Below are 24,980 nucleotides of genomic sequence, written 5' to 3'. Positions count from 1 at the left end.
CCTGAGAGGGCCGCGGCGCGCGGCGGAAGGGGCGAACGTGGCGTTGCGGCTCCGGTACGTCGCGGGCGTGAGCCCCGCCAAGTGGCTCCGCGCCTGGGCGGATCGCCGCCCCGACCTGCCCGTCGAGGCCAACCGGGTCGACCAACCCGTCCAGCTCGACGCGCTGCTCGCGGGCGAGGCCGACCTCGCCTTCGTGCGCCTCCCCGTCGAGGCGGGCGGTTTGCACGTCATCCCGCTCTGGGAAGAGGTCGCGACGGTCGTGCTCCCGAAGGATCATCCGCTCGCCGATGCCGACACACTGCAGGTCGGCGACCTCGCCGACGAACCCCGCGCGCCCGATCAGGACGACCCCGCGATGACCGTCGAGCTCGTCGCCGCGGGCACGGGCTGGGCCATCCTGCCCCACAGCCTCGCTCGACTGCACCATCGACGTGACGTCATCGCGATCCCGCTGACGGATGCCGCACCCACGCGCATCGCGCTCGTCTGGCGCGTCGAGCGCGATGATGACGACATCCAGGAGTTCGTCGGGGTGGTGCGCGGGCGCACCGCGCGGAGCTCGCGCGGCGCGACGGCGTCGCCGAATGCCGCGTCGACGGATGCGGGTCGGTCCGCCCGGTCCACAGGCGGCCGCCCCGACCGGCGCGGCTTCGGTCGGCGCACGACGCGCGGCGCGCCATCCGCCACGCGTCACCGGAAGCGCGGGCGATGAGCGCGCGGTTCCTCTTCGTGTCCGCGCGTCCCGAGATCGAGGCCGTCGCCCCCGAGTACGCGTCGGTGCGACGAGCGAGCGGACTCGATGCCGACCGACTCGACCACGTGCGGGTCGACGTCGATCGGCTCGGCGACCTCGCGCCGCAGCCATACGCGGGCGTGATCGTCGGCGGCAGCCCGTTCAACGTGACCACGCCCGACGAGCGGAAGTCGGCCGTGCAGCGGCGGGTCGAAGCCGATCTCGCACGGCTCGCCGAACGCGCGCTCGCCGCCGACCACCCCGTGCTGTTCACCTGCTACGGCATCGGCGTGCTCACCCGGGTGCTCGGCGGCACGGTCGACACCGTGCACGGCGAGCAGGCGTCGGCGGTCGAGATCACGCTCACCGACGAGGGCCGCACCGACCCCTTGACGGCCGGCCTGCCCGCGAGCTTCGACGCACTGGTCGGCCACAAGGAGGCGACCGGACGGCTGCCCGACGGCGCCGTGCTCCTGGCTGGATCGCCCGGATGCCCCGTGCAGGTCTACCGGGCCGGAACGCACGTGTACGCCACGCAGTTCCATCCCGAGGTCTCGACCGACGACTTCATCGCGCGAGCGCGCGTGTACCGCCACCACGGGTACTTCCCGCCGCACGAGCTCGACCTGCTGGTGCAGCGCGTCGGCGCGGCATCCGTCACCGAACCGCGGCGGATGCTGCGTCGCTTCGTCGAACTCGCCGAGGCGCGCTCGCTCGCGGCCGTCTGACAGCCCGAAGGGCCCGTCGACCAGTGGTCGGACGGGCCCTTCGGATTCGAGCCGTGTCGGTCAGGCAGTGCGCCGACGGTTGACGATCAGGCCGTAGATCAGCAGCACGACGATGGCACCGCCGATGGCGAGCAGCCACGTGCTGAGGTCCCAGAACTCTTCGAGCCCCACTCCGAAGAGGACGCTCCCGAGCCAGCCACCGAGCAGGGCGCCCACGACGCCCAGCAGCAGCGTGATGAACCAACCGCCGCCCTGCTTGCCGGGCAGGATCAGCTTCGCGATCGCCCCAGCGATCAGACCGAGGATGAGGAAAGCAAGGATACTCATCGGTTCTCCTTCCGTTGGCAGCAACTGTCCTCCTGTGGAGCCCGCTGCTGCAAAGGGTTGCGCCGGTGTGTCGAAACGCGCTATTCAGGGCGCGTGCGCGGTGATCCGGCTCCCTGGGTGCTCCATGTCGACCTCGACCAGTTCATCGCGGCGGTCGAGGTGCTGCGACGTCCGGAGCTGGCCGGCAGACCGGTGATCGTCGGCGGGCGGGGCGACCCGACGGAACGCGCCGTCGTGTCGACCGCGTCGTACGAGGCGCGCGAATTCGGCGTCGGATCGGGGATGCCGCTGCGCATCGCCGCCCGCAAGGCGCCCGACGCCGTCATCCTGCCCGTTGATGCGGCCGAGTACACGGCGGCGTCGGAGCAGGTCATGGCGACGCTTCGAGCCCTGCCCGGGGCGACGGTGCAGGTGCTCGGCTGGGACGAGGCGTTCGTCGGCGTCGTCACCGACGACCCCGAGGCGTACGCCGGCGACCTCCAGCGCGCGGTGCTCGAGCGCACACGGCTGCACTGCAGCGTCGGCATCGGCGACACGCTCGTGCGCGCGAAGATCGCGACGGGGTTCGGCAAGCCGGCAGGGATCTTCCGTCTGACCGGGGAGAACTGGGACGAGGTGATGGGATATCGGCCCACCATCGAGCTGTGGGGCGTCGGCTCGAAGATCGCGCGGCGCCTCGCGGCACACGGCATCACGACGGTCTCGTCGCTCGCCGACGCCGACCCGGCGGTGCTCGCCGCCGAGTTCGGCCCGCGGATGGGGCCGTGGTACCGCCAACTCGGGCGCGGCGAGGGCGCGCGCGTCGTCGACGACACGCCGTGGATCGCCCGCGGACACAGTCGCGAGACGACGTTCCAGCAGGACCTGGAGGACCCCGCCAACATCGAGTCGGCACTGCGCGAGCTGGCCGAGCGCGTGCTCGACGACGTCGCCGCCGAGGGGCGGCCCGTGATCGGGCTGACGCTCAAGGTCCGGTACGCCCCGTTCTTCACGAAGACCTACCAGCGCCGGATCCCCGAGACATCCGACCGCGCCGACGTGGTCGGGCGGGTGATGGGGCTCGCCGCCGATCGGATCGAGGCGGGTCGCGCCATCCGCCTGCTCGGCCTGCGTGCGGAGATGCCGATGCCCGACGACGCGCGCGAGGGCCACACGCCCACGCGCAGCGGGTGGTGAGGCGCGGATGTCGCCGGCATCGACGAGGATGGGCGCATCTCCCCCGCCGTCGAAGGAGCCTACCCGATGACGAAGTACCTGATCTCGTTCCCGAGCGCCGCCATGGTCGTGTCCGACGAGGAGCTGCCCGAAGTGGCGGATGACGCGCGCGCCGTCGTGCGGGAGGCGAAGGAGGCCGGGGTGTGGGTGTTCGGCGGCGGCGTCGACGAGAGCGTTGCGCCGGTCAGGGTGGATGCCGACGGGAGGGTGACGAGCGGCACCTACGCGCAGACGCGGCAGATCGAAGGCGGCTATTCGATCCTCGAGCTGCCGTCGCGCGAGGCGGCCCTCGAGTGGGCCGCGAAGTTCGCCCGCGCCTGCCGCTGCGCGCAGGAGGTGCGCGCGTTCCAATACGATCCCGAGAGCTGACGGGCCTCACGTCACCCCCAACGATACGATCGATCACGATCATTGACGTCGCGATTCCGATGAGGCGGTGCCCCCGTTGACCACCACGCGATTCCCGAGGTCGGTCTACGGCATGGGCGCAGAGCCCGATCCGCGGTTCAGCCTCGCCAACGAGCGCACGTTCCTCGCGTGGAACCGCACCGCCTTGGCGCTCATCGCCGGCGGCGTCGCGCTCGAGGCGCTCGGACTCGATCTCCAGCCGGGCTTCCGCCTCGCGGCGTCCCTGGTGCTCGTCGCTGCGGGACTGGCCGTTCCGGTGCTCGCCTGGGTCGAGTGGGCTCGCACGGAGCGCGCGCTGCGCGCATCGGCCGCGCTGCCGGGCTCCGCGACGAGCGTCCTGCTCGCGATCACCGTCGTGCTGGTCGCCGTGCTGGTGCTCTTCGGCATCCTGTGGCGATGACGGGCTCGTCGCTCTTCGACCCGGGGCTCCAACCCGAGCGGACCGAACTCGCCTGGCGGCGGACCTCCCTGGGCATCGGGGTCGGCTCGCTCGTCGCGCTCCGGGTACTGCCGGCGCTCGGCTCGACCCCCGACGAGCAGCTCGTGTGGCTCGTGCCCGGCCTCGTCGGCATCGCGTTCGCCATCGTGCTGTGGACGTTGTCACGCGCGAGGTTCGTTCGCGCGAACCGCGCGCTGCTCGACGGCCGCCTCGATCGGATGCCGGGTGGCGGCCTGATGCTCGCCCTGACGATCTTCGTGGTCGCGTGCGGCGTCGCCGGCGCCGCCATCGCCCTCGTCGCGCTGTCGGGCTGAGGTCAGCGCGCGCAGCGGAAGCCGAGGTGCGTCGTCGCGGAGTCCTCGCTCTGCGGCGAACGGGCGGCCGGACGGTAGCGCAGGCAGTACTCGGGCGCGCAGAGATGCGAGCCGCCCTTCGTCACGCGCGAGCCGCGCGCGCCCGCCGGGGCGGCGGAGCAGCCGCACCCGCATCCCGAGCCGGACTCCGTCGCCGCCATCGACGGGAGGACGGCGAGCGGCGTCGCGACCGGCGACACGGGCCTGCCTCGATGATCCGGAGTCCACGCGTCGGCGGTCCATTCCCAGGTGTTGCCGATCATGTCGTGGAGGCCGAAGCCGTTCGACGGAAAGGATCCGACGGGCGCGGTGCCGACCCATCCGTTCGCGCCGGTGTTCCGGTACGGGAACCGTCCCTGCCACGTGTTCGCCTGGAGGATTCCGCCCGGCTCGCGCTCCTCGCCCCAGGCGTACGTCGCGCCGTCGAGGCCGGCTCGAGCGGCCAGCTCCCACTCCGCTTCCGTGGGCAGCCGCTTGCCCGCCCACGTCGCGAATGCGAGCGCGTCGTCGTAGGCGACCTGCACGACCGGATGCGTCATGCGGTCGTCGATCGAGCTGTCCGGCCCGAACGGATGCCGCCAGGAGGCGCCCGGCACCCACCTCCACCACTGCCGCCAGTCGCGCAGGTTGACCGGACCCTCGGTCGGCGTGAAGACCAGGCTTCCCGGCTCGATGGATTCGAGCGCCTCTTCGTCGAACTCGGCGGGATCGAGCGGACGCTCGGCCACGGTCACGTACCCGGTCGCCTCGACGAATGCGAGGAAGTCGGCGTTGGTGACGGCAGTGGCGTCGAGCTCGAACGCGTCGACGTGCACCTCGCGGACCGGTCGTTCCTCGGGGTAGAAGTCCTCGGAGCCCATCGCGAAGGCGCCGCCGGCGATCCGGATCATCTCGGCACCGAGCGTCCCGACGTGGTGCGAGCTCACCGCGGCCGGCGCGGCGATCGAGGCGGATGCCACGTCAGACGCCGACACGGCGCTCCGACGCCGGCTCCGCGACATCCGCTCGATCCTCGACGCCGTGGGGCCGCGGCTGGCTGGGGTGCGGCGCGTCGCCGAGCCGGGCCTGCTCGAGCCACATCGCGCGCTCGAGCTCGGCGCGTACCTCGGCGTACGCCGGGTCGTGGGCGACGTTCCGCAGCTCCTCCGGGTCACGTTCGAGGTCGTACAGCTCCCACTCCGGCGGGTACGTGAACGGGCCGGTTCCCGGGAGGCCGAGCCCGTCGTTGTAGTAGTAGATGAGCTTGTGGCGGTGAGTGCGGTAGCCGTAGTGGGCGGGCGCCTTGTGGAACGTGTCGTCGTGCTCCCAGTACCGGTAGTACATGCCCTCGGCGGCGGGAGCGGCGGGTTCGCCGAGCAGGTCGGGCCAGAAGCTCCGCCCCTGCATGCGCGGGTGCGGAGGGACGCCCGCCGCGTCGAGCAACGTCTGCGCGAAGTCGACGTTCGTGACGATGCCGTCGAACACCCCACCGCCTTCGAGCCGACGCGGGTAACTCAGCAGCATCGGCATGCGCAGCGACTCCTCGTACATGAATCGCTTGTCGAACCATCCGTGCTCGCCGAGGAAGAACCCCTGGTCGGAGGCGTACATCACGATCGTGTCGTCGAACTCGCCGCGTTTCCGCAGGCGGTCGGTGATGCGGCCGACGTTGTCGTCGACCGACGCCACGCACGCCAGGTAGTCCTCCATGAACCGCTGGTACTTCCAGAGCGCGAGTTCCTCGTACGACAGGCTCTCGGGCGGCGCGATCTTGAGGTCCTCCACGTTCAGGTTCTCGGCGAGCCGCATGAGGGCACGGCGGGTCGAGGACGAGCGGGTGTCGTAGTCGTCCCAGAACGTGGACGGCACGGGCACGGCATCGCGGAACCGCTCCGCGTCCTCGGGCTTGGGTTCCCATGGCCGGTGCGGCGCCTTGTGGTAGATCAGCACGCACCACGGGTCGTCGCCCTCGAGCGAGTCGAGCCAGTCGAACGCGAGATCGGTGATGCGATCGGTCGCATAGCCCTCGACGATGCGCTCGCCCTCCGCCGACAGGAACAGCGGGTCCCAGTACTCGCCCTGCCCGTCGTGCCCGACCAGGATGTCCCAGTAGTCGAAGCCCTGCGGAGTCGATCCCTCGTGCTCGCCCATGTGCCACTTGCCGACCATCGCGGTGCGGTACCCCGCGGCCTTCAACTGCGACACGAACGTCGGCTGGCTCGCATCGATCGGCGTGACGAGCGTCGAGACGCCGTTCACGTGGCTGTACGTGCCGGTGAGGATCGACGCCCGGCTCGGCGAGCACAGGGCGTTCGTCGCGAAGCAGTTGTCGAAGCGCCATCCGTACGCCCCGATCTCGTCGATGCGGGGCGTCGCGTTCAGCACGGAGCCGTATGCGCCGATCGCCTGCGAGCCGTGGTCGTCGGTGAGGACCATGACGATGTTGGGCCGGCGTCCGCTCGTCACGCTGACTTCCGCTCGGGTGCGGTCGGCACGCCGACCGACGCGACGGGGTCGACGGATGCCGCGGCCTGCCGCTCGGAGGCCTGGTAGGTCGTCTCGTCGAGCCCGCTCTGCGTCGGGTCGTAGTCGACCTCGCCGACGTCGTACATCGTCGTCATCCAGTGGTAGAAGTTGTCGCCGCGATCGCGCAGCAGGCCGTAGAGGCGCTGCATCATCCGGTTCCGGATGTCGCGCATCTCGGGATGCCCGTACACGTTCTGCAGTTCGTCGGGGTCGCGCTCGAGGTCGTAGAGCTCGTTCACCGAGTCGGGGTTGACGACGAGCTTGTATCGATCGTTGCGCAGCATCCGCTGCGGGTAGGGGAAGTGGTGGCCGTGGAACTCGCACACGATGTCCTCGGCCCACTCGGGATGCTCGCCGGCGGCGAGCGGCACGAGGCTGCGGGAGTCGACGGCCGGCGCCGGGTCGATGCCCGCGAGCTCGAGGATCGTCGCCGTGCAGTCGAGCAGGCTCACGAACTCGGTTCGCACCTGGCCGGCCGGGCCGCCGGGAATGCGGAGCAGGCCGGGCGTGCGGTAGATGTCCTCGTACATCGCCGGGCCCTTGTCGTGCAGCCGGTGCGCGCCCGTGAACTCGCCGTGGTCGCACGTGAAGAACACCGCGGTGTCATCGACCAGGCCGAGTCGCTCGAGCGCGTCCATGACCCGGCCGATCTGCTGGTCGATGAGGGCGACGTAGCCCCAGTAGACCGCGATGAGCTTGCGCGTGATCTCGATCGGCATGGTGTCGAACGTCCAGTGCGCGCTGTAGTTGCGCTGTACGGGCGGCTTGCCCTCGAAGGTCTCGGCCACCGACTTCGGCAGCTCGATCTCGGCCGGGTCGAACATGTCGAAGTACTCGTCGGGGACGATGTACGGCAGGTGCGGCCCGAAGAAGTTCAGCTCGAGGAAGAACGGCGTGCCGTCGCGGTCGCTGTCGGCCGCGTATCGTTCGAGCAGCTCGATCGCGCGGGTCGCAAGGTAGTGCTCGAACGTCGCCTCGACCGGTTGGTGGAGCCGGGCAGCCAGCAGGTTGCCCGGCCCACCGTTCGGCAGGGTGCCGCGGATGCGGTCGGTGATCTCGTACGGAGGCAGCCCCCGCTCGCGCAGGTAGCCGAGGTAGTCCTCGTTCTCGACGGGATTGTGCCACCCGGGGAGGTCGGGGCCGTCGAATCCGAAGTCGGCGGCGTTCTTCTCCGTGCCGGCGTGCCACTTGCCGACGAGTCCCGTGTTGTAGCCCTTCTCGCGGAGTGCCTCCACGAAGGTGAAGCTGCCCTCGGCGAGGTCCTCGAGGTAACCGACGTTGCGCTCGTGGTTGGCGAGCACGCGGTGGCGGAACGGGGCCTGGCCGGTCAGCAGGCTCGCGCGAGCCGGCGTGCAGATCGCGGTGGGCGTGTACCAGCGGTCGAAGCGCGTGCCCGTGCGGGCCAGCTCATCGAGCACCGGCGTCGCGGCCAGCGCGTTGCCGTACGTCCCGAGCGTGTCCGCCCGGTGCTGGTCGGTCATGAGGAAGAGGATGTTGCTCGGCTTCATGGTGCGCTTACTCGCCCGCCTGCAGGAACAGGTCGCCGGTGTAGAACTCGGATGCCTCGACCGGTGCATCGAGCTTCCCGGCGCCGACGAAGTAGTCGACCATGCCGTTCAGCCAGGTGTCGATCGTGCCGTCCTCGGTGAGCTGGTCGAGCTCCTCGAGCGAGAGGATCTGGACGTTGCCGGCGTCGGCCTCGACCTGCTTCGGGTCGAGCGCCGAGAACGCGGCCGTGAGCTGGATGGCCTCGTCGGTGTTCTCGGCGCGGAACGCGATGGCGTCGCGCAGGGCCTTGAGCACCCGGTCCACCTTCTCCGGCTCGTCGGCGACGACGTCGTTGCCCGCGACGAACGCGGTCGGGAACGCGACGGTCTCCTCGAAGTCCTGGTTCTGCGCGAGCTCGACGAGGTCGGGCACCTGCTGCTTCACGGTCGCGAGCGCGGGGTACCAGAATCCGGCTCCGTCGACCTGCTTCGACGACAACGCCGCGACGATCGCCGACGGCTCCATGGGCACGGCCTCGATGTCGTCCTTGGTCATGCCCGCCTCCTCGAGCGCGAGCGTGAGGATCATGTCGCCCGAGGTGCCCTCGGGGTACGCGACCGTCTTGCCGGCGAGGTCCTCGACCGAGTCGATGCCGGCCTGCGCGACGACGCGGTCGGCCTGGCCGAGCGTGTTGAGCGCGACGACCTTGGCCTCGCCCGAGGCGGGCAGCCACATGGCGCCCGGTCCGATGTAGCCGAAGTCGAGGTCGCCCGTGCCGAGTGCCTGGATCTGCAGCGGCCCGTTGGTGAACGAGGTCGCCGTCACGTCGAGGCCGTACTTCTCCCAGTAGCCCTGGTCCTCGGCGACGGCGAGCAGGCTCGTCCCGTTGAAGTCGGGGATGTACCCGAAGTCGACCTGGAGGACGTCGTCGTACTCGTTCTCGGGTGCGGGCTCGCCGCTCGCGCCTCCGTCGGCGGCGCAGCCGGTGGCGAGCAGGGCGACGGCCGCGCCGACGGCGGCAGTGCCGAGGAGCTTCCTGGTGAAACGCATGACTGTGGTTCCCTTCGTCGGGTTGGGGTGTTGCGGTGGTGGGATTGCGGTTGCGGAGGTCGTCTACGACGACGCGGCACCGGCAGCGATGCCGGGCTCCTGGTGGTACACCGAGTGCCAGACGCGGTTGCGCAGGTCGGCGAACTCGGGGCTCAGGCGCACGTCTTCCGTGCGGGGGTACGGCAGGTCCACGTCGATGACGTCGTAGATGCGGCCGGGGCGGGCCGCCATCACGATCACGCGGTTGGCGAGGAACACGGCCTCGTCGACGTCGTGCGTGATGAACATCACGGTGCGCTTCTCGCGGCTCCACGTGTCGAGCAGCTGCTCCTGCAGCTTGACCCGGGTGAGTGCGTCGAGCGCTCCGAACGGCTCGTCCATGAGGAGGATCGACGGGTTTACGGCGTACGCGCGGGCGATCGCGCAGCGCTGCTTCATGCCGCCTGAGAGCATCTTCGGCAGGGCGTCGGCGAACTGCTCGAGTCCCACCATCCGGATGAAGTGGTCGGCACGTTCGCGGCGCTGGGCCCTGGGGAGCCCGGCGACCTTCAGCCCGAACTCGACGTTCTTGCGCACGGTGAGCCACGGGAAGAGCGCGTACTGCTGGAAGATGACACCGCGCTCCGGGCCGGGGCCGGCGACGTCCTTGCCGTCGACGACCGCGTGGCCCGACGTGGGCGTCTCGAGGCCGGCGAGGATGTTCATGAGCGTGGACTTGCCGCAGCCCGAGGGCCCCACGACCGTGACGAACTCGTTGTCGGCGATGTCGAGGTTCACGCGCTCGAGCGCGACGAACTCCTGGCCCTTCAGCTCGAAGGTCTTGCGCACGTCGCGCACCGAGATCTTCGCGGTGCCGGTCGCGGGGGCGGGCGTGGTCGTCGGGGTCGTGGTCATCGTCGTTCCTGCCATCCGGTGAGCTTGGTCTCGGCGAAGAGCAGCAGCCGGTCCATCACCAGGCCGAGGATGCCGATGATGACGATGCCGACGAAGATCGTCGCGAGGTCGTAGTAGAGCTGGGCCTGCTGCATGCGGTAGCCCAGGCCGGCCTGCGCCGCGAGGAGTTCGGCCGCGACGAGGGTCGCCCACGCGGAGCCGAGGCCGACGCGCATGCCGACGAGGATGAACGGCGTCGACGCGGGCACGACCACCTTGAGGAAGATCGTGCCGTCCTTCGCGCCGAGCACGCGGGCCGCATTGATCATGGTGCGGTCGACGTTCACGACGCCCTGGTAGGTCGAGATGACGCAGGCGAGGAACGCGGCGAGGAAGATGACGAACACCTTCGGCACCTCGCCGATACCGAGCAGCACGAGCACGAGGGGAAGCAGCGCCAGCGGCGGGATCGTGCGGAAGAACTGGATCCACGGCTCGAACAAGCCGCGCGCGACCGTGTACCAGCCCATGAGGAAACCGACGGGGATGGCGGCGGCGGAGCCGAGGAGGAAGCCGGTCAGGACGCGGCCGAGGCTCGCGAGGATGTCCTGCTGGAGGATCCCGGCCTGCCAGAGCTGCACGGCCTTCGCGACCACCTCGGGCGGGGTCGGGAACTGGAAGCCGTTGAGCGCGAGGATCCACCAGAGGGCGATGCCGCCGACGATGGAGACCGCGTTGAGGATGAGCAGCGTGTTGCGCTTCGACAGGCGCCGGCTGCGCTGCGGACGGTCCGGCTTCGGGCTGGAAGCGGGGAGGTCCTCGGCCACCGCCGAGGTGCTCATCGTGTAGGGCTGGATCTCGGCGCGCGAGGGCCCGGTCGTCATGCGTACCTCGGTCATGGCCGGCTCCCTCCTCGCGTCCGGGGGGTCTGGGCGTTCACAGTGCGCTCCTTTGCTGCTGAACGGGCTCGCCGGCCGCCGCGGGGTCGGGGTATCCGGCGAGGAGGGGGGACTGATGGAAGATCGCGGCGATCGCGCCGAGCGCGCCGTCGCTGTCGCGCAGCTGTGCGGCGCGCACGATGTGCGGCTGGTCGGAGGGGATCGAGTAGAGCTCGTAACGGAGGGTCGCGGCCGCCTGCTCGACGAGTACCGGCGCGATCCGGACGATCTCGCCGCCGATCACGACCTCGCGGGGATTGAGCGTCATGGCCGCGGCACCGAGGACGCGGCCGACGGTCGAACCGACCTCGCGCAGCACCGCATCGACGGCGGGGTCGCCCTTGGCGACCGCCTCGGCGAGGTCCTCGAGCGTCTCGACATCGGCGCCGGCGTCGCTGCACGCCCGGAGGATGGCGGGCACCGAGGCGATGGTCTCGAGGCAGCCGCGCTTGCCGCAGCGACAGGGCGTTCCCGAGGGGTTGGCGGTCACGTGACCCAATTCGCCGGCGAAGCCGCGCGAACCCGTCACGAGCCGACCCGAGACGACGAGCCCGCCGCCGACGCCGTCGGAGAGGCGCAGGTACACGAGGTTGTCGACCGCGTCGGGTCGCGAGATGGCCTCGGCGAGCGCGGCGAGCCGGGTGTTGTTGTCGACCACGACGGGCGCGCCGAACCGCTCGGCGAACGCGACATCGACGCCGTCGGGCGCGAGCTGGTTCTTCCAGCTCACGGCGGGGATGCCGGGACGAGCGCCTGTGTACGGACCCGGCACGCCGATGCCGATCGACTGCAGCGCGCCGAAGTGCACTCCGGTCTCGCGACTGAGGCGGTCGATGAGCTGGAATGCGATGTCGAGCCGCTCGGCCCACGGCGGATCGTCGTCGTAGCGCTCGACGCCCTGGGCGATGATCTCGTGCGACGCGTCGGCGACCGCGACGTGCACGCGGCGGTGGCCGAAGTCGACGCCGAGGAACTGGCCGGAGTCGGGGTCGAGGGCGAGCCGCTCGGCGGGCCGGCCGCTGCCGGCGCGGGTCGCGGCATCCGTGTCGGCGACGATGATGGCGCCGCGTTGCAGCAGGTTCGCGGTGATCTCGGAGAGCGTCGTGCGGCTGAGCCCGACGCGCTTGGCGAGCTCGCCGCGGCTGAGCGCGCCGTGGGCTCGCAGGGCCGCCAGCACCCGCTCCTCGTGGGTCCGCCTCACGAGGGCGTGGACTCCGGTCGTCGTCGACATGCGTGCAAGGCTCTCAACCTTGAATTTTTCCGTCAACAACCCGACAGAAAAAGTTCCGATATCGGTTGAGGCCCTTGCAGAAACGGATGGAACGCCCCGCTCGAAACAGCGACGGGGCGCCGACACGAAGGTCGACGCCCCGTCGCGACGGCGGCTCAGCGCTCCACGTAGAGCAGGTCGCCCAGGGGGCCGGCCTGCTCCAGGCGCACGACACCCGCGACCGCCGCGTCATCGACGCGCGATGGGTCGGCCCAGTAGCCGAAGGCCGGATTGCGGAAGAACGTGGCCCAGACGGTGCCGTCCTCGTCGACGAACATGTTGTTGTGGCCCGCGCCGACACCGAGCGTGTAGCGCGCCGAGTAGGGGCCCTCGAACGAGTCCGCGACCGCGACGACCGCGTCGTACTGGTCCTTCGCCCCGGTGTTCGCCAGGTACGACCACGTCGGATCCTGCGCGGCGCCGCCCTTGTTCGCCCAGACCGCGTGCATCAGGTAGTACTTCTCGCCGACCTTGGTGACGGTCGCGCCCTCGAGGTAGGGCTCGGGCGCGTACTTCTTCTGCGTGAACTGCGGCAGGTTCGTCGGGTTCTCGAGATGCTCCATGTCAGGCGTCAGCTTCGAGTACAGCGCATTGTGCAGCACGAGGTAGGTCGCGTCGCCGTCATCGAAGAGCCCGCCGTCGATGTGGTAGTACTGCGGGTTCGTCGCCCGCACCGGTTCGCCGAGCGGATGGTCGAGGTTCGCCTCGATGTTGCGGTACGGCCCCTCCGGACCTCCATCGCTGACGAGGATGAACGACCCCGTGAGCGTGCTCTGGTCGCCCATGCACGCGATGAGGTACCACTTGCCGTCGATGAGGTGCAGCTCGGGGGCCCAGGCGTTTCCCGCTCGCGTGGCGGGGTCATCCGGGTTCTTGTACGCCTGCCAGTCGGTGACCACGACGTGGTCCGCGGTGTTCTCGTCGACGAACTCGGGCGACCAGATCTTCCCCTTCGGCTGGTCGGGACGGATCCCGGTCGTGTCGACGAGCTTCCACGGCCCCTCGAGCGACGGCGCGATCCAGACGTAGATGCCGTCATTCCACGGCGCCGCGGTCGCGACACCCTGCGCCCGCGTGGTGCCGGTCGCCACGTACATCGTCTCGCCGTCGACCTCGAAGCGGTTCACGTAGGTGTCCCGCATCCAGACTCGTCCGAGTTCGGCGTCCTGCGGGCGCAGCTCGAGGTCGAGGATCATCGAGTTGTCCTCGTCGGGCATGAGCTCCTCCCGTCCGTCGGCCGCGCCGTACGGCATCGGCACGGGCCAGCTCGCCGGGAACGCCGACGGCTCGCCGCCCATCTCGTACGTGCGGAAGTAGTCGAACGTGGCGGTCGCGCCGGGCGCATTCATCGAGACCAGCCCGATGCGCAGGTCGCCGAGCACCGGGACGGTCCAGGAACCGCCCCACTGCCAATCGTCGCCGTCGGTGCTCGAGGCCATGCGCACGTCCCACTCGCCGGCCGCCTCGTCGAGCTGCGCGTACAGCCGCAGCCATGTCGTCGACGCGGGCGCCGCTCCGAACATCGGCCCGTTCGCGACCGCCACGGGCGGCGTCTGGGTCGGTCGTTCCATCTCCTTGCCGAACTCGGTCTGATGCAGGAACTGCCCGGGCTTGCGGTTCAGCGGGAGCACCGAGTGCGTCAGCTTGATGTAGCGGTCATCGTGCTCGTACAACACGAGCCCGGCCTGCTGGGCCGCCGTCCTCCCATCGAAGTCGAGCTTCGTCTCGACCACGAAGTCGCCCTCGGGCGCGTCGCGGAGCAGGACCGGTGCGGAGTTCGTGGCGAGGTGCAGCTCGGCGCCCTGGGTGGGCCAGGAGAGCGCGCCATTCGTCACGACCGGCCCGGAGGCCGGCGTGCGCACCCACTCCCATGCGTCGTCGCCGGCCGTCGGGGTGCCCGCCGCGTCGAACTCGTCGGAGTACTCGGGCAGCAGGTCACCGGCCTCGGGGTCGGCCACTCGCTCGGTCACGGGCTCGTAGAGCTTCGCGGCGCTGAGGTTGTCGCCGTCGACGGATGCTTCGATTGCGACGAACCCGACCGCGCCGTACGACGTGCCGTCCGTCGGAGCCTCGACCGACGACTCAGCGAGCGGCTCGCCGAGGGAGTCGCCGGAGACCTGCGCGGTGACCTCGTCGCCGCGCCACTCGATCGCGACCACGTGCCAGGCCTCGTAGGCGAACGTGTCGGGCAGCGGCGCGACATCCGTCTCGACCTCGTCGCCGTGTCGCACCTCGAGGCGGAACTCGCCGGCCGCGCGGTCGATCCATGCCGTCGCCCCGTTCTCGCCGCGAGCGCCGACGACGAGTCCGGCCGCGCCGGAGTCGTCGGCTTCCGTGAAGCGCACGTCAGCCTGCACGCGCAGGTCGCCGTCGAGCTTCTCGGAGGTGACGACACCGACCGGCTCGGCCCCGGACGGCGCGACGCGCACGAATCCACCCGCGTCGATCGCCTCGCCCGCAGTGACCCGTCCCTCACCGCGGCGCTTCCAGTCCGCGGGCACTCCGCCTTCGAACGCGCTGCCGAGCAGTGCGTCCGTCACCGGGGCGACTTCCGCGCCGCTCGACGCGCCCGCGCCCGCGCGAACCACGGGCCAACCGTCGATCCAGTCGAGCCGGTCGATCATGAGCGGCCGCTTCGACAGCTTGAGCTGGCCCGCGCGCGTGTCGACGGGCGGGAAGTCGGGGTCGGCGGTCGGGATCGCGTGGTACACGAGCCAGTCCTGTCCGGCGAGGTCGGTCTGGATCGCGTTGTGCCCGGTTCCCGTGAACTCGTTGCCGTTCGGGGCGAGCACGAATCCGCCCTTGCTGCTCAGCGCCATGAGGTCGACGCCGTGGTCGTCCACGAACGGTCCGCGCGGGTCGTCGGCTCGTCCCACCTTGACGGTGTAGCCGCTGAACGCGCCGTCGCAGCATCCGGCGTCGGAGTACATGAGGTAGTACCACCCATCGCGCTGCACGACGAAGCCGCCCTCCATGCGGCGGCCCTGCGCGACCTTGGTGACCTCGCCCGTGAGGGCGGTCGCGTCGTCGGTCAGCTCGGAGACGCAGATCACGTCGTAGCTGCCCCAGTAGAGGTAGTGGGTGCCATCCGAGTCGGTGAAGATCGCTTGGTCGATGTTGCCCGTCGGGCAGCCCGCGACGGCAGGGCCGCCGATCAGGAGGCCCCGGTCGGTCCATGGGCCCGTCGGGGTCTCGGCGGTGAGCAAGGCGACGCCGCCGTTCGAGAGCGAGTAGGTCAGGTGGTACTGCCCGTCGATGTAGCGGATGTCGGGCGCCCACGGCCGCGTTCCGGCGGCCCAGTAGGCGGGCTTGGTGCTGTCGGCCGGGTAGACGTCCCCGACGTACTCCCAGTCGACGAGGTCGGTCGACCGCAGCATCGGCAGGATGTGCTCGCCCGGCTCACCGGCGCTGTTGAAGATCGGGTTGGTGGTGCCGTAGGCGTACCAGGCGCCATCCTTGCCGCGGATCATCGCAGGATCTGGGAACGTGTCGACGACGCCCTCGGACACGGGATTGGCATAGGTCGGACCGTCGGCGGCAGCGCTCGACGTGGCCGCTGCCGTCGCGGCGGTGACGCCGGATGTTGCGGGCTGGGCGGCCATCGCCGGCAATCCTCCGCCGACCAGGACGGCCGCCGCGACCGCGGCCACCGCCCCGAGGCTGACTGATCTCCATCGCATGGGGTGTGTGCTCCTTCTCCGTCGAAGTCGCCGCGCAGGCGCGCAGCAGGGGCTCGCGTGCCCGGTGGGCACGCTCGATCGGTCGCCGGTGCCGTCTCGCTCGGACACCCGCCGACAGCAGCCCGTCCCATCCGGCGCCGTCGGACCCATCAAACGGAGGTCCGATTTTTCCGTCAAGAGACCGGCGGAAAGGCATCGCTCGATGTTTCTGACGGTCTGTTGACGGAAAAATCACGCGTCCGTAGCGTCCCTCAGCACGGACCCGACGCGACGGTCCGCCGGGTCGAATTCAACCGACCACGTTCAGAACGAGGGAGATCTTCAACGATGAACCACTCCGAAACCGGACCCGGCGTGGGCCGGCGGACGTTCCTTTTCGGCGCCGCGGGCGCGGTGGCAGCGGCCGCCCTACCCGTTCCAGCCGCTCACGCGACGCCGCCCTCCGAGAACGCGTCGACCAGTGCGTTCCCACCCAACTGGCCGGATCTCGAACCGTACGGAACGGCGGACACCCGGGCGGACCTGTGGCCGCGCGAGGACAACTCCTTCATCCTCGATCTCGAGCACCGGCCACGCGACCCCGAGGACACCCACGTCTGGATGCGCGACACGTACGTCAACTGCTTCGTGGTGGACGGGCGACCCGTGTACGTCGCGACCGGAACCACGCGCGTTCCCGGGCTCGATCGGGCGGCTCCGTGGAACGACGGCATCTTCGTCTGGGTCTCCCCGTCGCTCCGAGGCCCGTGGCGTCTCGTCGACACGACCGGGATCCGGCCGGACGCCGAGAAGGGCAAGGTGTGGTCGCCCGAGTTCGTCGACGAGAACCAGCCCGGTCGAACCGTCGTCGCTCCGTGGCAGGAGTACTGGTACGACGCGCAGTTCGGCAAGCGAGGGCAGGTGTGGGCCCCGGAGATCCACTACTTCCGCGACACGTGGTACATCGTCGCCTGCATGGGAGACCACTCCCAGAAGGTGGGCTCGTTCCTGCTCGTGAGCGAGGGCGGGCTCGAAGGTCCGTACCGCCTGGTCGAGGGCAACCTCGAGAAGCCGTTCGGCGACCCCGTCGCCGGCGGGCCGGCGTTCATCAGACCCGGCGCCTACCACCACATCGACGGCAGCATGCACACCGAGGGTGATGACGCCTGGCTCGTGCTGCACAACCACGAGTACGCGAAGTTCCAGCACGACATGGAGGACATCGTCCCGACGACGGCACTTCCGGCGTTCCAGCAGACGCCGTACTCGCCGGAGCCCTACCTCGAGGGCGCGTACGTGTTCCACTACGGCGAGAAGTACTACCTCCTCCACGCGGCATGGGACCGCACATCCGTCGCGGCAGACGGCAGCGTTCGATACGCGTACGACACGCCCGCGCCCGGTCGCACGCAGTACCAATACGACGCCGTCGTGGCCGTGTCGGACTCGTTCGAAGGGCCCTACGCGCCGCGTTGGACCGCGGGCGTCGGCGCGGGTCACAACAACTTCTTCGAAGATCACAGCGGAAAGGTCTGGGCGACCTTCTTCCTCAATCCGAACGCGGGTCACTGGTCCGATCCGTCGCGGCTCGACGAAGCCGCCGTGCCGGGCGTCGCGCAGGTGGAGTGGACCGGTCCCGAGGGCAACCGACTCTACGTCCAGCGTCGGGCGGGGCGCGACTGATGGGTGCACGACGTCGCACCGCGGCCGCACGGACGCTCCTCGGCGGAACGGTTGCCGCGATGCTCGCCATCGGCCTGCCCGGGGCAGCACTCGCCGCCGACGTCGGTGACGATGGCGGGTCATTTCCCGCCCTCGGCGCCCTCGGCGCCAACTACAACGAGAACCTCGACGAGCTGGACTATCGCGAGTTGAGCGAAGCACGCGCGAGCTGGGTTCGGGGGTTCTACGTCCTTCCCGAGGCCGATACCGTGCCACCGGCGGAGAGTCCCACGATCGGATCGATCATCGACGCCCACGATCGTGGGTATCGGACGGTGCTGAGCCTCAAGTTCCCCAAGGCCAACGCCTCCTTCCCGGCGCCGGGAACCGACGCGATGGCGACAGAGCTCGAGCGTCTCGACCGGGTGCTCCCGCTGGTGCTCGGAACCGTCGACATCGTCACCATCGGCAATGAGCCGTTCATCGAGAGCCTCCCCGGCCAGCGAGACCAGCGGCTCAACGAGTTCTACGAGACCGTCGCGCGGCACGTGATCGATGCGCGGGCCGAGCTGTGCGGCGCCGACTGCGCCACGCACCTTTACATGGGTGCGCTGAATCGCCTCGACCTGCCGCAGAACCGGACGCCCGCGGTCGAGCGGTTCCTCGCGTTCGCACGCGAGACGCCCGAGATCGAAGGCGTCGATCTGCATCCCCACGTTCCCGACGAGGCACGGATCGGCGCGTTCCTCGACTACACGCTTCCGCGCCTGCGCCCCGATCAGACCTTCCTGATGACGGAGTTCTCGCTGGTCTGGTACTGGCAGGAGCACATGACCGATCCCATCCCGCCCACGTTCGCGGAGCGCTACGGCTACGCTCCCGACACCCAGGTGTGGGAGGTCATCGGTGAGGCGATCGATCAACCGTTCCCGTCGCACAAGTGGAACGACCTCCTCTCGGAGAGCCCTTGGTTCGAGGGCAAGAAGCACCTGCTCAGCGACGTGATGGGGCAGCTCCGAGCCACCGGGCGGCTGGCCGTCGCGACGTACGGCTTCGTCCAGATCCCGTCGATGACCTCCGGCTGGAGCGCGACGAAGGCACCCTGGCTCCTCAACAGCGTCTACGCCAGCCTCACCGTGACCGGGCGCGGCGAGGCCAAGTCCGCACCCGGGTACGCGTGGATCGAGGACTTCCGCGATCTGCAGTGAACGCCGGCAGTTCGCCATGACGAACGCCCCCGGATCGCGGTCCGGGGCGTTCGCCGCGCCCCGCGCGCGACCGCCATCGGCGCACCACAGCCTTCGCCCGGGATCCCGCCCGCGCGCCGGAACGGCGACCCGTGATCCCTGCTGCTACTCGTGCTCCGGTAGGACCGGTGCAGATACGCCCGGATCCCGGCCCAGCTGCGCCGCGCGCGCGACCGACGCCGCGCCGAACCGATCGTGGACGGCATCGAGCACCGCGTCGAGCCGTGCGCCCTCGTCCCAGTCGATCGGGAGTTCTGGCTGCACGGAATCGCCGCGATCGAGCTTCGAGAACGAGATGCCGATGAGCGTGATCCCGCGCTCCGAGATCAGCGGTTGGGCGCCGTCGAGCAGCGCTCGGGCGACGGCCAGCAGCACCGCTGTGCGATCGGTCGGCGGGCCGACGGTGTGCGACCGGGTCGCCCTGGTGAAGTCGCCGAATCGGAGCCGCAGCACCACCGTGCGGCACACCCGGTCGCGGTCGCGCAGGCGGCGGGCGAGCCGATCGACGATCTGGGTGAGGATGACGTCGAGTTCCTCCGGGGAGCGAGGGCGGCTTCCGAGGGCTCGCTGCGAGCCGATCGATCCGCGACGTCGCGTCGTGTCGACCGGCCGCGGATCCCGCAGCCGGGCGAGCGCGTGCAGGTGCGCCCCCGTCGCCTTGCCCAGGAGCCGCTCGGTGGCATCCGATTCGAGCTCGGCGAGCTGCCCGACCGTGCGGATGCCGAGCCGGTGCAGCTTCTCGGCGGTGACGGCGCCGACCCCCCAGAGGCGTTCGACGGGCAGCGGGAGCAGGAAGGCCTCCTCCCGGTCGGGCTCGACCACCAGGAGACCGTCGGGCTTGCTGACCGCACTGGCCACCTTGGCGAGGAACTTGGTCCGCGCGATCCCGACGGAGATCGGGAGCCCGACTTCGGCCCGCACGCGCTCGCGCAGCCGCACCGCGATCTGCTCGGGCGTGCCCGCGATGCGCCGCAGGCCGCCCACCTCGAGGAACGCCTCATCGATGGAGATCCCCTCGACGAGCGGCGTCGTGTCGCGGAAGATCGCGAACACCTCTTTGCTGGCCTCGGAGTAGGCGTCCATCCGGGGCGGGACGACCACCGCGTCGGGACACAGGTCGTGCGCCTGCCGACCGCCCATCGCCGTGCGGACGCCACGCGCCTTCGCCTCATAGCTCGCCGCGAGGACCACGCCGCCGCCCACGATGACGGGCCGCCCGCGCAGCTCGGGAGCGTCGCGCTGCTCGACCGAGGCGTAGAACGCGTCGAGGTCGGCGTGCAACACGCTCGCCTCGCCACGCATGCCGCCTCCTGTCCGTGCGGCCGAATCATCGCACGCACCGGCGACACGCAGGGCCCGAGCCGAACCATCGCGCACGATCGGGCGATCCCCCGGAGAAGCAGAGAACCCCTGCCTCAGCAGGGGTTCTCATGGCGGTACCGGTGGTGTGTGGTTTCAGGACATCGTTGACGGGTGTGTCGGGACATCGACGACAGCGTGGATGTGTCGGGACATCGTTGACGGGCTCGACGATGGGGCATGTCGAGAGGGAACCGGAATCGTGTCATCGCCCACGCCATCGTCGACGGCGGCTTGACCGCCGCGGACGCCGCCGCACGGTTCGGGATCAGCCGGCAATGGGCGAGCACGCTAGCGAACCGGTACCGGGAAGGCGGCGACGACGCGCTCGAGCCACGCTCCCGCAAGCCACGGCGATCACCGACGCGCACCACCGAAGGCATGCGGCAGCGGATCCTGACGCTTCGAACCGAACTGGCCGGCGCCGGACTCGATGGCGGCGCCGAGTCGATCCGCGATCGGCTGACTCGCGCCGGTGAGAAGGCCCCGAGCGTGTCCACGATCTGGCGGATCCTGCGCGCTGAGGGCGTCGTGATCCCGCAACCGCAGAAACGGCCGCGGTCCGACGGCAACCGCCCGCCGACACGATCCAAGCCCTGAACCAGCAGCTCGAGCACTTCCAGGAGCTGTACAACGAGCACCGCCCGCATCGCGCGATCAACCGAAGCACCCCCGGCGAGGCGTACCGGTCGCTCCCGAAAGACGAACCCCGACTCCGCCACGGCGACGAGCACTGGCGGGTCCGCTACGACACCGTCGACAACGTCGGCACGATCACCATCCGCTACGCCGGCCGACTCCGACACCTCGGCATCGGCCGCGCCCACGCCGGCACCCCCGTCATCCTGCTCATGAACGGACCGCAAACCCTCGTCACCGCCAGGCACACCGGCGAACTCCTCGCCGAACACATCATCGATCCCGGCCGCGACTACCAACCCCGGAAACGACAGAAGCCCCTCCCGAAGGAGGGGCTTCATGTCAACGATGTCCCGGAACATCTGTAAACGATGTCCCGACACATCACATGGCGGTACCGGTGGGATTTGAACCCACGGTGCGCTTTCACGCACACAACTTTTCGAGAGTTGCACCTTCGGCCGCTCGGACACGGTACCGAGATCGATAGTAGACGACTCCGTCACGAGGTTCAAAACGAGCGGATGGCGCGCGCCCGGCGCCCGAAGGGCTACGCCGCGATCCGGTCCGCGACCAGCGCGGCATCCTCTCCGACGCCCATCAGCAGCGGCGACTTGCGGTGGCGCAACCACGGCACGCCGACGAACGACAGACCGGGCACGACGGTGCTGAGGCCGTCCCGCTGCAGGGGCAGCCCCCACTCGTCGACGACGCCGGGCAGGTCGATCCATCTGTAGTCGGGGCGGAAGCCGCACGCCACGACGACGCCGGCGAGGTCGGCGAGGCGAGGGGCCGGGGCCACCGGGATGCTGGCCGGCGGCAGTTCCGGGAGCTCGAGCGCGGGAAGACCCATCCGGTCGGCCGTTTCGGCGATGAGCGCGCAGACCATCTGCCATCCCTCGTCGCCCGAGGCGACCGAGACGCCCAGGTCGTCGGCCACCACGAGCCGCTCGCCGTCGAGGCCGAGCACGCGACCCGTGAGCTGAGCGCCGGCCGCCGCGAGCGTCCGGAGGTTGAGGTCGTGACCCCCCGCGCGGCCGGTGACGATCGGGTTGGGACCGAGCCGTGCCGCCGGGGACGGCAGGTTCGCCGCGGTGTGCTCGAAGAAGCCCGCGTCGAGGAGCCAGTCCACGGTGTCGCGGCCCTCCACCCGCCGGGGCATCGACGGCGCCCGTCCGGGCGAGATCACGACCTCGCGCCCCGCGGCCAGCAGCTCCTCGGCGATCTGCCCGGCGGTCTGGCCTCCGCCCATCACGAGGATGCGGCCGTCGGGCAACGAGTCGGGCGACCGATACGAGGTGGCGCCCACGACGGGCACATGATGGGCGAGGTCTTCGGCCACCTCCGGCCGCCGCTCGCGCTGGTAGGCGCCGGTGCAGGCGACGACCTGCCGCGCGCGAACGCGGCCGGCCTGCGTCTCGGCGATGAAGCCGTCGTCGGTGACCCGGAGCGAGTCCACTCCGGCGTGCTCGCGGACCGGGGCACCGAACGACGCCGCCCAGCGCCGCAGGTGCACGATGATCTGCTCGCGCGGCAGGTAGCCGCCCGGGTCGTCGCCGTCGTACTCGCCAGCGCCCGGCAACCGGATGGTGTGGTTCGGCGTGACGAGGCAGAAGCTGTTCCAGCGCACGTACCAGGCGGCGCCCGCGCGCTCGCGCTCCACCACGACGTGGTCGACGCCGGCGCGCGTGAGTTCATGGCTGACCGCGAGCCCCGCCTGGCCTGCGCCCACGACGAGGACGTCGGTGTCCGCGAGCATGGCGCCAGCGTATGCCAGCGCGCCGGACAGGGGAAGGGAGGAGCACGCGCAACCCCCGGCCCACGGTCGGCGGCGCGCCGTACGCTCGGAGCATGGTCGAGCAACGCCCTCCCGTCGAACCGATCGTCACCGCGCTGGTGCCGATCGCGCTGCTCGCGGGCATCGTCCTCGGCGCCCGTGCGTGGTGGCGCCGATTCCGCGCCCGGATCACCGCCAACAGCGTCATCCTCAACGAGACGCTGCCCGTGCACTCCAAGTGGTGGCGCGACCACGCGAAGGTGCGCGGCGAGCTCCTCTACGTCGCGCTCGGCGACAGCGCGGCGCAGGGCATCGGGGCCAGCCGGCCCGACCACAGCTACGTGGGCGTGCTCGCCCGCCTCATCCGCGACACGACGGCTCGCACCGTCCGCGTGGTGAATCTCAGCGTCTCGGGCGCGACCGTCGGGCTCGCCGTTCAAGACCAACTTCCGAAGCTCGCGAAGTACCGTCCCGACGTGATGACCGTGGCGATCGGCGCGAACGACATCGCCCACTGGGATCCCGAGGCGTTCGAACGCGACCTCGCCACGGTCCTCGACGCCGTGCCGCCGCACACGCTCGTCGCCGACCTGCCGTTCTTCTACTTCCCGCAGAACGAGCGCAAGGTCGCGGTCGCGAACGACATCGTGCGTCGGCTCGTCGAGGCGCGCGGGCTCACCCTCGTCCGGCTCCATCGCGAGACGCGGCTCCGGGGCTTCCGCCGCATGTTCACGCACTTCGCGAACGACTGGTTCCATCCCAACGACCACGGCTACCGGGTCTGGGCCGACGCATTCCGTCCCCCGCTGCTCGCCTCACTAGCCGAGCGGTTCCCGGTCGAGGCGGATGACGCGACCGCCGACGATGCCGACGACGACGCCGTCTCGGGGCAGGCCGCGGCGGTCCCGGCCGATGTCGCCGGGCAGCCCTAGGCTCTGGGGCATGGCGAAGCCCTCCACCGCGTACCGTTGCACCGAATGCGGCTGGAGCACCGTCAAGTGGGTGGGCCGCTGCGCCGAATGCCAGCAGTGGGGCACCGTGGTCGAGGCCGGCACGAGCAGCGGCCTCGTGCGCAGCCTGCAGCCCGTCGCTCCGTCCGCCGGCCGCGCGGCCCGGCCGATCGCCGAGGTCGAGGCCGAGACGACGGCGCACCGGCCGAGCGGGGTCGGCGAGTTCGATCGCGTGCTCGGCGGCGGCATCGTCGCGGGCGCCGCCATCCTGCTCTCGGGCGAGCCGGGGGTCGGCAAGTCGACCCTGTTGCTCGAGGTCGCGGCGCGCGTCGCGTCGACCGGGCGGCGGGTGCTCTACGTCAGCGCCGAGGAGTCGACCGCGCAGGTGCGCCTGCGCGCCGGTCGCACGGGCGCCCTGCACGATGAGCTCTACCTCGCCTCCGAGACCGACCTCGCGACGATCCTCGGCCAGGTCGACGAGGTCGCCCCCGAGCTGCTGATCGTCGACTCCGTGCAGACGGTGTCGAGCTCGCTCTCCGACGGCCTGCCGGGGCAGCCCAGCCAGGTGCGCGAGGTGGCGTCCACGCTCATCCGGGTCGCGAAGGAACGGCAGCTGCCCGTGCTCCTCGTCGGGCACGTCACGAAGGACGGCACGATCGCCGGCCCTCGCCTGCTCGAGCACCTCGTCGACGTCGTGTGCCAGTTCGAGGGCGATCGGCAGACCGCCCTCCGGTTCGTCCGAGCCCTCAAGAACCGCTTCGGACCGACCGACGAGGTCGGCTGCTTCGAGATGACCGGCGATGGCATCGCCGAGGTGCCCGACCCCTCGGGCCTGTTCCTCAGCCGGTCGCGCAATGCGGTGAGCGGCACGTGCGTCACGGTCGCGCTCGAGGGGCGGCGCGCCCTGCCGGTCGAGGTCCAGGCGCTCGTGGTCGGCACCAAGGCGCCCCAGCCCCGTCGCGTCGTCAACGGTGTCGATCCGTCGCGCGTCGCCATGATCATCGCGGTGCTCGAGCGGCGAGCTGGGCTTCGACAGCTCGGAGAGCACGACGTGTACGTGTCGACCGTCGGCGGCGTCCGACTCGTCGAGCCCGCGGCCGACCTCGCCATCGCGGTGGCGATCGCGAGCGCGATGCGCGACCGCGCGGTGCCGCACGAGCTCGCCGCCGTGGGCGAGATCAGCCTTGCGGGCGAGGTGCGTCCCGTGGCGTCCGCCCGGCAGCGCGCGGCCGAGGCTCGGCGGCTCGGCTACACCGCCCTGCTCGACGACGAGCTCGGGAGCGTTCGCGCCGCGGTCGAACGCGCGATGATGGCCGCGACGGGCGCACGCGAGCGCGAGCTCGACGCCGCCTTCTGACTG

22 protein-coding genes and 1 tRNA gene are annotated in these 24,980 nt (G+C 70.5%); 11 read left to right on the top strand and 12 right to left on the bottom strand.

Annotation, left to right across the window (positions count from 1 at the left end):
* The first annotated feature begins 37 nt into the window (after positions 1 to 37).
* Together BLT99_RS00710 and BLT99_RS00705 are read left to right on the top strand one after the other, a co-directional pair.
* Positions 38 to 712 carry a LysR family transcriptional regulator substrate-binding protein gene (locus BLT99_RS00710; RefSeq protein ID WP_092668430.1) on the top strand — a complete coding sequence of 225 codons (675 nt, stop codon included), beginning with the start codon at positions 38 to 40 and terminating at the stop codon, positions 710 to 712.
* The gene (locus BLT99_RS00705; RefSeq protein WP_092668428.1) at positions 709 to 1,461 is read left to right on the top strand and encodes a glutamine amidotransferase; all 753 of its coding nucleotides are present in this window, start codon (positions 709 to 711) and stop codon (positions 1,459 to 1,461) included. The genes BLT99_RS00710 and BLT99_RS00705 overlap by 4 nt, the downstream gene beginning before the upstream one ends.
* Positions 1,462 to 1,521: 60 nt before the next feature.
* Here BLT99_RS00705 and BLT99_RS00700 read toward each other — a convergent pair whose 3' ends face one another.
* Positions 1,522 to 1,788 (bottom strand): GlsB/YeaQ/YmgE family stress response membrane protein, encoded by a 267-nt coding sequence (locus BLT99_RS00700; RefSeq protein WP_092668426.1) that lies wholly within the window; start codon positions 1,786 to 1,788, stop codon positions 1,522 to 1,524.
* Positions 1,789 to 1,905: 117 nt separating this feature from the next.
* Here BLT99_RS00700 and BLT99_RS00695 point away from each other — a divergent pair, with 117 nt between their 5' ends.
* From BLT99_RS00695 to BLT99_RS00680, 4 genes are all read left to right on the top strand, one after another.
* Positions 1,906 to 2,964 (top strand): DNA polymerase IV, encoded by a 1,059-nt coding sequence (locus tag BLT99_RS00695; RefSeq protein ID WP_092668424.1) that lies wholly within the window; start codon positions 1,906 to 1,908, stop codon positions 2,962 to 2,964.
* Between the two features lie 66 nt (positions 2,965 to 3,030).
* Complete coding sequence (locus BLT99_RS00690; RefSeq protein WP_092668422.1) at positions 3,031 to 3,372, top strand: YciI family protein; 342 nt, start codon at positions 3,031 to 3,033, stop codon at positions 3,370 to 3,372.
* Positions 3,373 to 3,484: 112 nt separating this feature from the next.
* Positions 3,485 to 3,811 (top strand): YidH family protein, encoded by a 327-nt coding sequence (locus tag BLT99_RS00685; protein WP_092675367.1) that lies wholly within the window; start codon positions 3,485 to 3,487, stop codon positions 3,809 to 3,811.
* A complete protein-coding gene (locus BLT99_RS00680) occupies positions 3,808 to 4,164 on the top strand; it encodes a DUF202 domain-containing protein (protein WP_092668420.1) in 357 nt (118 codons plus the stop codon). Before BLT99_RS00685 ends, BLT99_RS00680 begins: the two co-directional genes overlap by 4 nt.
* A 2-nt stretch (positions 4,165 to 4,166) precedes the next feature.
* Here BLT99_RS00680 and BLT99_RS00675 read toward each other — a convergent pair whose 3' ends face one another.
* The 8 genes from BLT99_RS00675 to BLT99_RS00640 all read right to left on the bottom strand — a co-directional run bounded on the left by BLT99_RS00675 (position 4,167) and on the right by BLT99_RS00640 (position 16,007).
* Entirely contained in the window at positions 4,167 to 5,093 is a 927-nt protein-coding gene (locus BLT99_RS00675) for a formylglycine-generating enzyme family protein (RefSeq protein WP_197675533.1), read from the bottom strand.
* A 70-nt stretch (positions 5,094 to 5,163) separates the two neighbouring features.
* Complete coding sequence (locus BLT99_RS00670) at positions 5,164 to 6,648, bottom strand: sulfatase family protein (RefSeq protein WP_229724800.1); 1,485 nt, start codon at positions 6,646 to 6,648, stop codon at positions 5,164 to 5,166.
* Positions 6,645 to 8,216, bottom strand: a complete 1,572-nt coding sequence (locus BLT99_RS00665; protein ID WP_092668416.1) for a sulfatase-like hydrolase/transferase — start codon at positions 8,214 to 8,216, stop codon at positions 6,645 to 6,647. The genes BLT99_RS00670 and BLT99_RS00665 overlap by 4 nt, the downstream gene beginning before the upstream one ends.
* A gap of 7 nt (positions 8,217 to 8,223) precedes the next feature.
* Positions 8,224 to 9,246: an aliphatic sulfonate ABC transporter substrate-binding protein gene (locus BLT99_RS00660; protein ID WP_092668414.1), complete on the bottom strand. Its 1,023-nt coding sequence runs from the start codon at positions 9,244 to 9,246 to the stop codon at positions 8,224 to 8,226.
* A gap of 63 nt (positions 9,247 to 9,309) precedes the next feature.
* Positions 9,310 to 10,140 carry an ABC transporter ATP-binding protein gene (locus BLT99_RS00655; protein ID WP_092668411.1) on the bottom strand — a complete coding sequence of 277 codons (831 nt, stop codon included), beginning with the start codon at positions 10,138 to 10,140 and terminating at the stop codon, positions 9,310 to 9,312.
* Positions 10,137 to 11,018 carry an ABC transporter permease gene (locus BLT99_RS00650; protein ID WP_229724801.1) on the bottom strand — a complete coding sequence of 294 codons (882 nt, stop codon included), beginning with the start codon at positions 11,016 to 11,018 and terminating at the stop codon, positions 10,137 to 10,139. Before BLT99_RS00650 ends, BLT99_RS00655 begins: the two co-directional genes overlap by 4 nt.
* 37 nt (positions 11,019 to 11,055) lie before the next feature.
* Complete coding sequence (locus BLT99_RS00645; RefSeq protein ID WP_092668409.1) at positions 11,056 to 12,288, bottom strand: ROK family transcriptional regulator; 1,233 nt, start codon at positions 12,286 to 12,288, stop codon at positions 11,056 to 11,058.
* A 155-nt stretch (positions 12,289 to 12,443) separates the two neighbouring features.
* Positions 12,444 to 16,007: a family 43 glycosylhydrolase gene (locus BLT99_RS00640; RefSeq protein WP_197675513.1), complete on the bottom strand. Its 3,564-nt coding sequence runs from the start codon at positions 16,005 to 16,007 to the stop codon at positions 12,444 to 12,446.
* Positions 16,008 to 16,334: 327 nt separating this feature from the next.
* Here BLT99_RS00640 and BLT99_RS00635 point away from each other — a divergent pair, with 327 nt between their 5' ends.
* Together BLT99_RS00635 and BLT99_RS00630 are read left to right on the top strand one after the other, a co-directional pair.
* Positions 16,335 to 17,669 carry a family 43 glycosylhydrolase gene (locus BLT99_RS00635; protein ID WP_092668407.1) on the top strand — a complete coding sequence of 445 codons (1,335 nt, stop codon included), beginning with the start codon at positions 16,335 to 16,337 and terminating at the stop codon, positions 17,667 to 17,669.
* Positions 17,669 to 18,856, top strand: a complete 1,188-nt coding sequence (locus tag BLT99_RS00630; RefSeq protein ID WP_197675512.1) for a hypothetical protein — start codon at positions 17,669 to 17,671, stop codon at positions 18,854 to 18,856. The genes BLT99_RS00635 and BLT99_RS00630 overlap by 1 nt, the downstream gene beginning before the upstream one ends.
* A 144-nt stretch (positions 18,857 to 19,000) precedes the next feature.
* Here the strand turns inward: BLT99_RS00630 and dinB are convergent, their stop codons facing one another.
* Complete coding sequence (gene dinB, locus BLT99_RS00625; RefSeq protein ID WP_092668405.1) at positions 19,001 to 20,197, bottom strand: DNA polymerase IV; 1,197 nt, start codon at positions 20,195 to 20,197, stop codon at positions 19,001 to 19,003.
* 644 nt (positions 20,198 to 20,841) lie between these two features.
* Between dinB and BLT99_RS18200 the strand changes: the two genes are divergently transcribed.
* A complete protein-coding gene (locus tag BLT99_RS18200) occupies positions 20,842 to 21,261 on the top strand; it encodes a hypothetical protein (RefSeq protein ID WP_331712607.1) in 420 nt (139 codons plus the stop codon).
* A 21-nt stretch (positions 21,262 to 21,282) separates the two neighbouring features.
* Here BLT99_RS18200 and BLT99_RS00615 read toward each other — a convergent pair.
* A tRNA-Ser gene (locus BLT99_RS00615) sits at positions 21,283 to 21,372 on the bottom strand.
* Between the two features lie 71 nt (positions 21,373 to 21,443).
* Complete coding sequence (locus BLT99_RS00610; protein ID WP_092668403.1) at positions 21,444 to 22,652, bottom strand: flavin-containing monooxygenase; 1,209 nt, start codon at positions 22,650 to 22,652, stop codon at positions 21,444 to 21,446.
* A gap of 92 nt (positions 22,653 to 22,744) precedes the next feature.
* On the opposite strand from BLT99_RS00610, the gene BLT99_RS00605 reads away from it, so the two are divergent.
* Together BLT99_RS00605 and radA are read left to right on the top strand one after the other, a co-directional pair.
* Positions 22,745 to 23,602 carry an SGNH/GDSL hydrolase family protein gene (locus BLT99_RS00605; protein WP_092668401.1) on the top strand — a complete coding sequence of 286 codons (858 nt, stop codon included), beginning with the start codon at positions 22,745 to 22,747 and terminating at the stop codon, positions 23,600 to 23,602.
* A gap of 10 nt (positions 23,603 to 23,612) precedes the next feature.
* A complete protein-coding gene (gene radA, locus BLT99_RS00600) occupies positions 23,613 to 24,977 on the top strand; it encodes a DNA repair protein RadA (RefSeq protein ID WP_092668398.1) in 1,365 nt (454 codons plus the stop codon).
* Positions 24,978 to 24,980: the final 3 nt, after the last annotated feature.

Source organism: Agromyces flavus, assembly GCF_900104685.1.
Classification (GTDB): Bacteria; Actinomycetota; Actinomycetes; order Actinomycetales; family Microbacteriaceae; genus Agromyces; species Agromyces flavus.
This window is presented reverse-complemented; position numbering and strand designations above follow the sequence as displayed.

What these genes read in the sequence shown, in the direction of transcription:
- BLT99_RS00605 (WP_092668401.1), top strand. Translation starts at nt 22,745, where the DNA reads ATGGTCGAGCAACGCCCTCCCGTCGAACCGATCGTCACCGCGCTGGTG.
- BLT99_RS00640 (WP_197675513.1), bottom strand. Translation starts at nt 16,007, where the DNA reads ATGCGATGGAGATCAGTCAGCCTCGGGGCGGTGGCCGCGGTCGCGGCG.
- BLT99_RS00685 (WP_092675367.1), top strand. Translation starts at nt 3,485, where the DNA reads ATGGGCGCAGAGCCCGATCCGCGGTTCAGCCTCGCCAACGAGCGCACG.
- radA (WP_092668398.1), top strand. Translation starts at nt 23,613, where the DNA reads ATGGCGAAGCCCTCCACCGCGTACCGTTGCACCGAATGCGGCTGGAGC.
- BLT99_RS00675 (WP_197675533.1), bottom strand. Translation starts at nt 5,093, where the DNA reads ATGATCCGGATCGCCGGCGGCGCCTTCGCGATGGGCTCCGAGGACTTC.
- dinB (WP_092668405.1), bottom strand. Translation starts at nt 20,197, where the DNA reads ATGCGTGGCGAGGCGAGCGTGTTGCACGCCGACCTCGACGCGTTCTAC.
- BLT99_RS00700 (WP_092668426.1), bottom strand. Translation starts at nt 1,788, where the DNA reads ATGAGTATCCTTGCTTTCCTCATCCTCGGTCTGATCGCTGGGGCGATC.
- BLT99_RS00705 (WP_092668428.1), top strand. Translation starts at nt 709, where the DNA reads ATGAGCGCGCGGTTCCTCTTCGTGTCCGCGCGTCCCGAGATCGAGGCC.
- BLT99_RS00690 (WP_092668422.1), top strand. Translation starts at nt 3,031, where the DNA reads ATGACGAAGTACCTGATCTCGTTCCCGAGCGCCGCCATGGTCGTGTCC.
- BLT99_RS00655 (WP_092668411.1), bottom strand. Translation starts at nt 10,140, where the DNA reads ATGACCACGACCCCGACGACCACGCCCGCCCCCGCGACCGGCACCGCG.
- BLT99_RS00650 (WP_229724801.1), bottom strand. Translation starts at nt 11,018, where the DNA reads ATGACCGAGGTACGCATGACGACCGGGCCCTCGCGCGCCGAGATCCAG.
- BLT99_RS00660 (WP_092668414.1), bottom strand. Translation starts at nt 9,246, where the DNA reads ATGCGTTTCACCAGGAAGCTCCTCGGCACTGCCGCCGTCGGCGCGGCC.
- BLT99_RS00665 (WP_092668416.1), bottom strand. Translation starts at nt 8,216, where the DNA reads ATGAAGCCGAGCAACATCCTCTTCCTCATGACCGACCAGCACCGGGCG.
- BLT99_RS00630 (WP_197675512.1), top strand. Translation starts at nt 17,669, where the DNA reads ATGGGTGCACGACGTCGCACCGCGGCCGCACGGACGCTCCTCGGCGGA.
- BLT99_RS00610 (WP_092668403.1), bottom strand. Translation starts at nt 22,652, where the DNA reads ATGCTCGCGGACACCGACGTCCTCGTCGTGGGCGCAGGCCAGGCGGGG.
- BLT99_RS00645 (WP_092668409.1), bottom strand. Translation starts at nt 12,288, where the DNA reads ATGTCGACGACGACCGGAGTCCACGCCCTCGTGAGGCGGACCCACGAG.
- BLT99_RS00635 (WP_092668407.1), top strand. Translation starts at nt 16,335, where the DNA reads ATGAACCACTCCGAAACCGGACCCGGCGTGGGCCGGCGGACGTTCCTT.
- BLT99_RS00680 (WP_092668420.1), top strand. Translation starts at nt 3,808, where the DNA reads ATGACGGGCTCGTCGCTCTTCGACCCGGGGCTCCAACCCGAGCGGACC.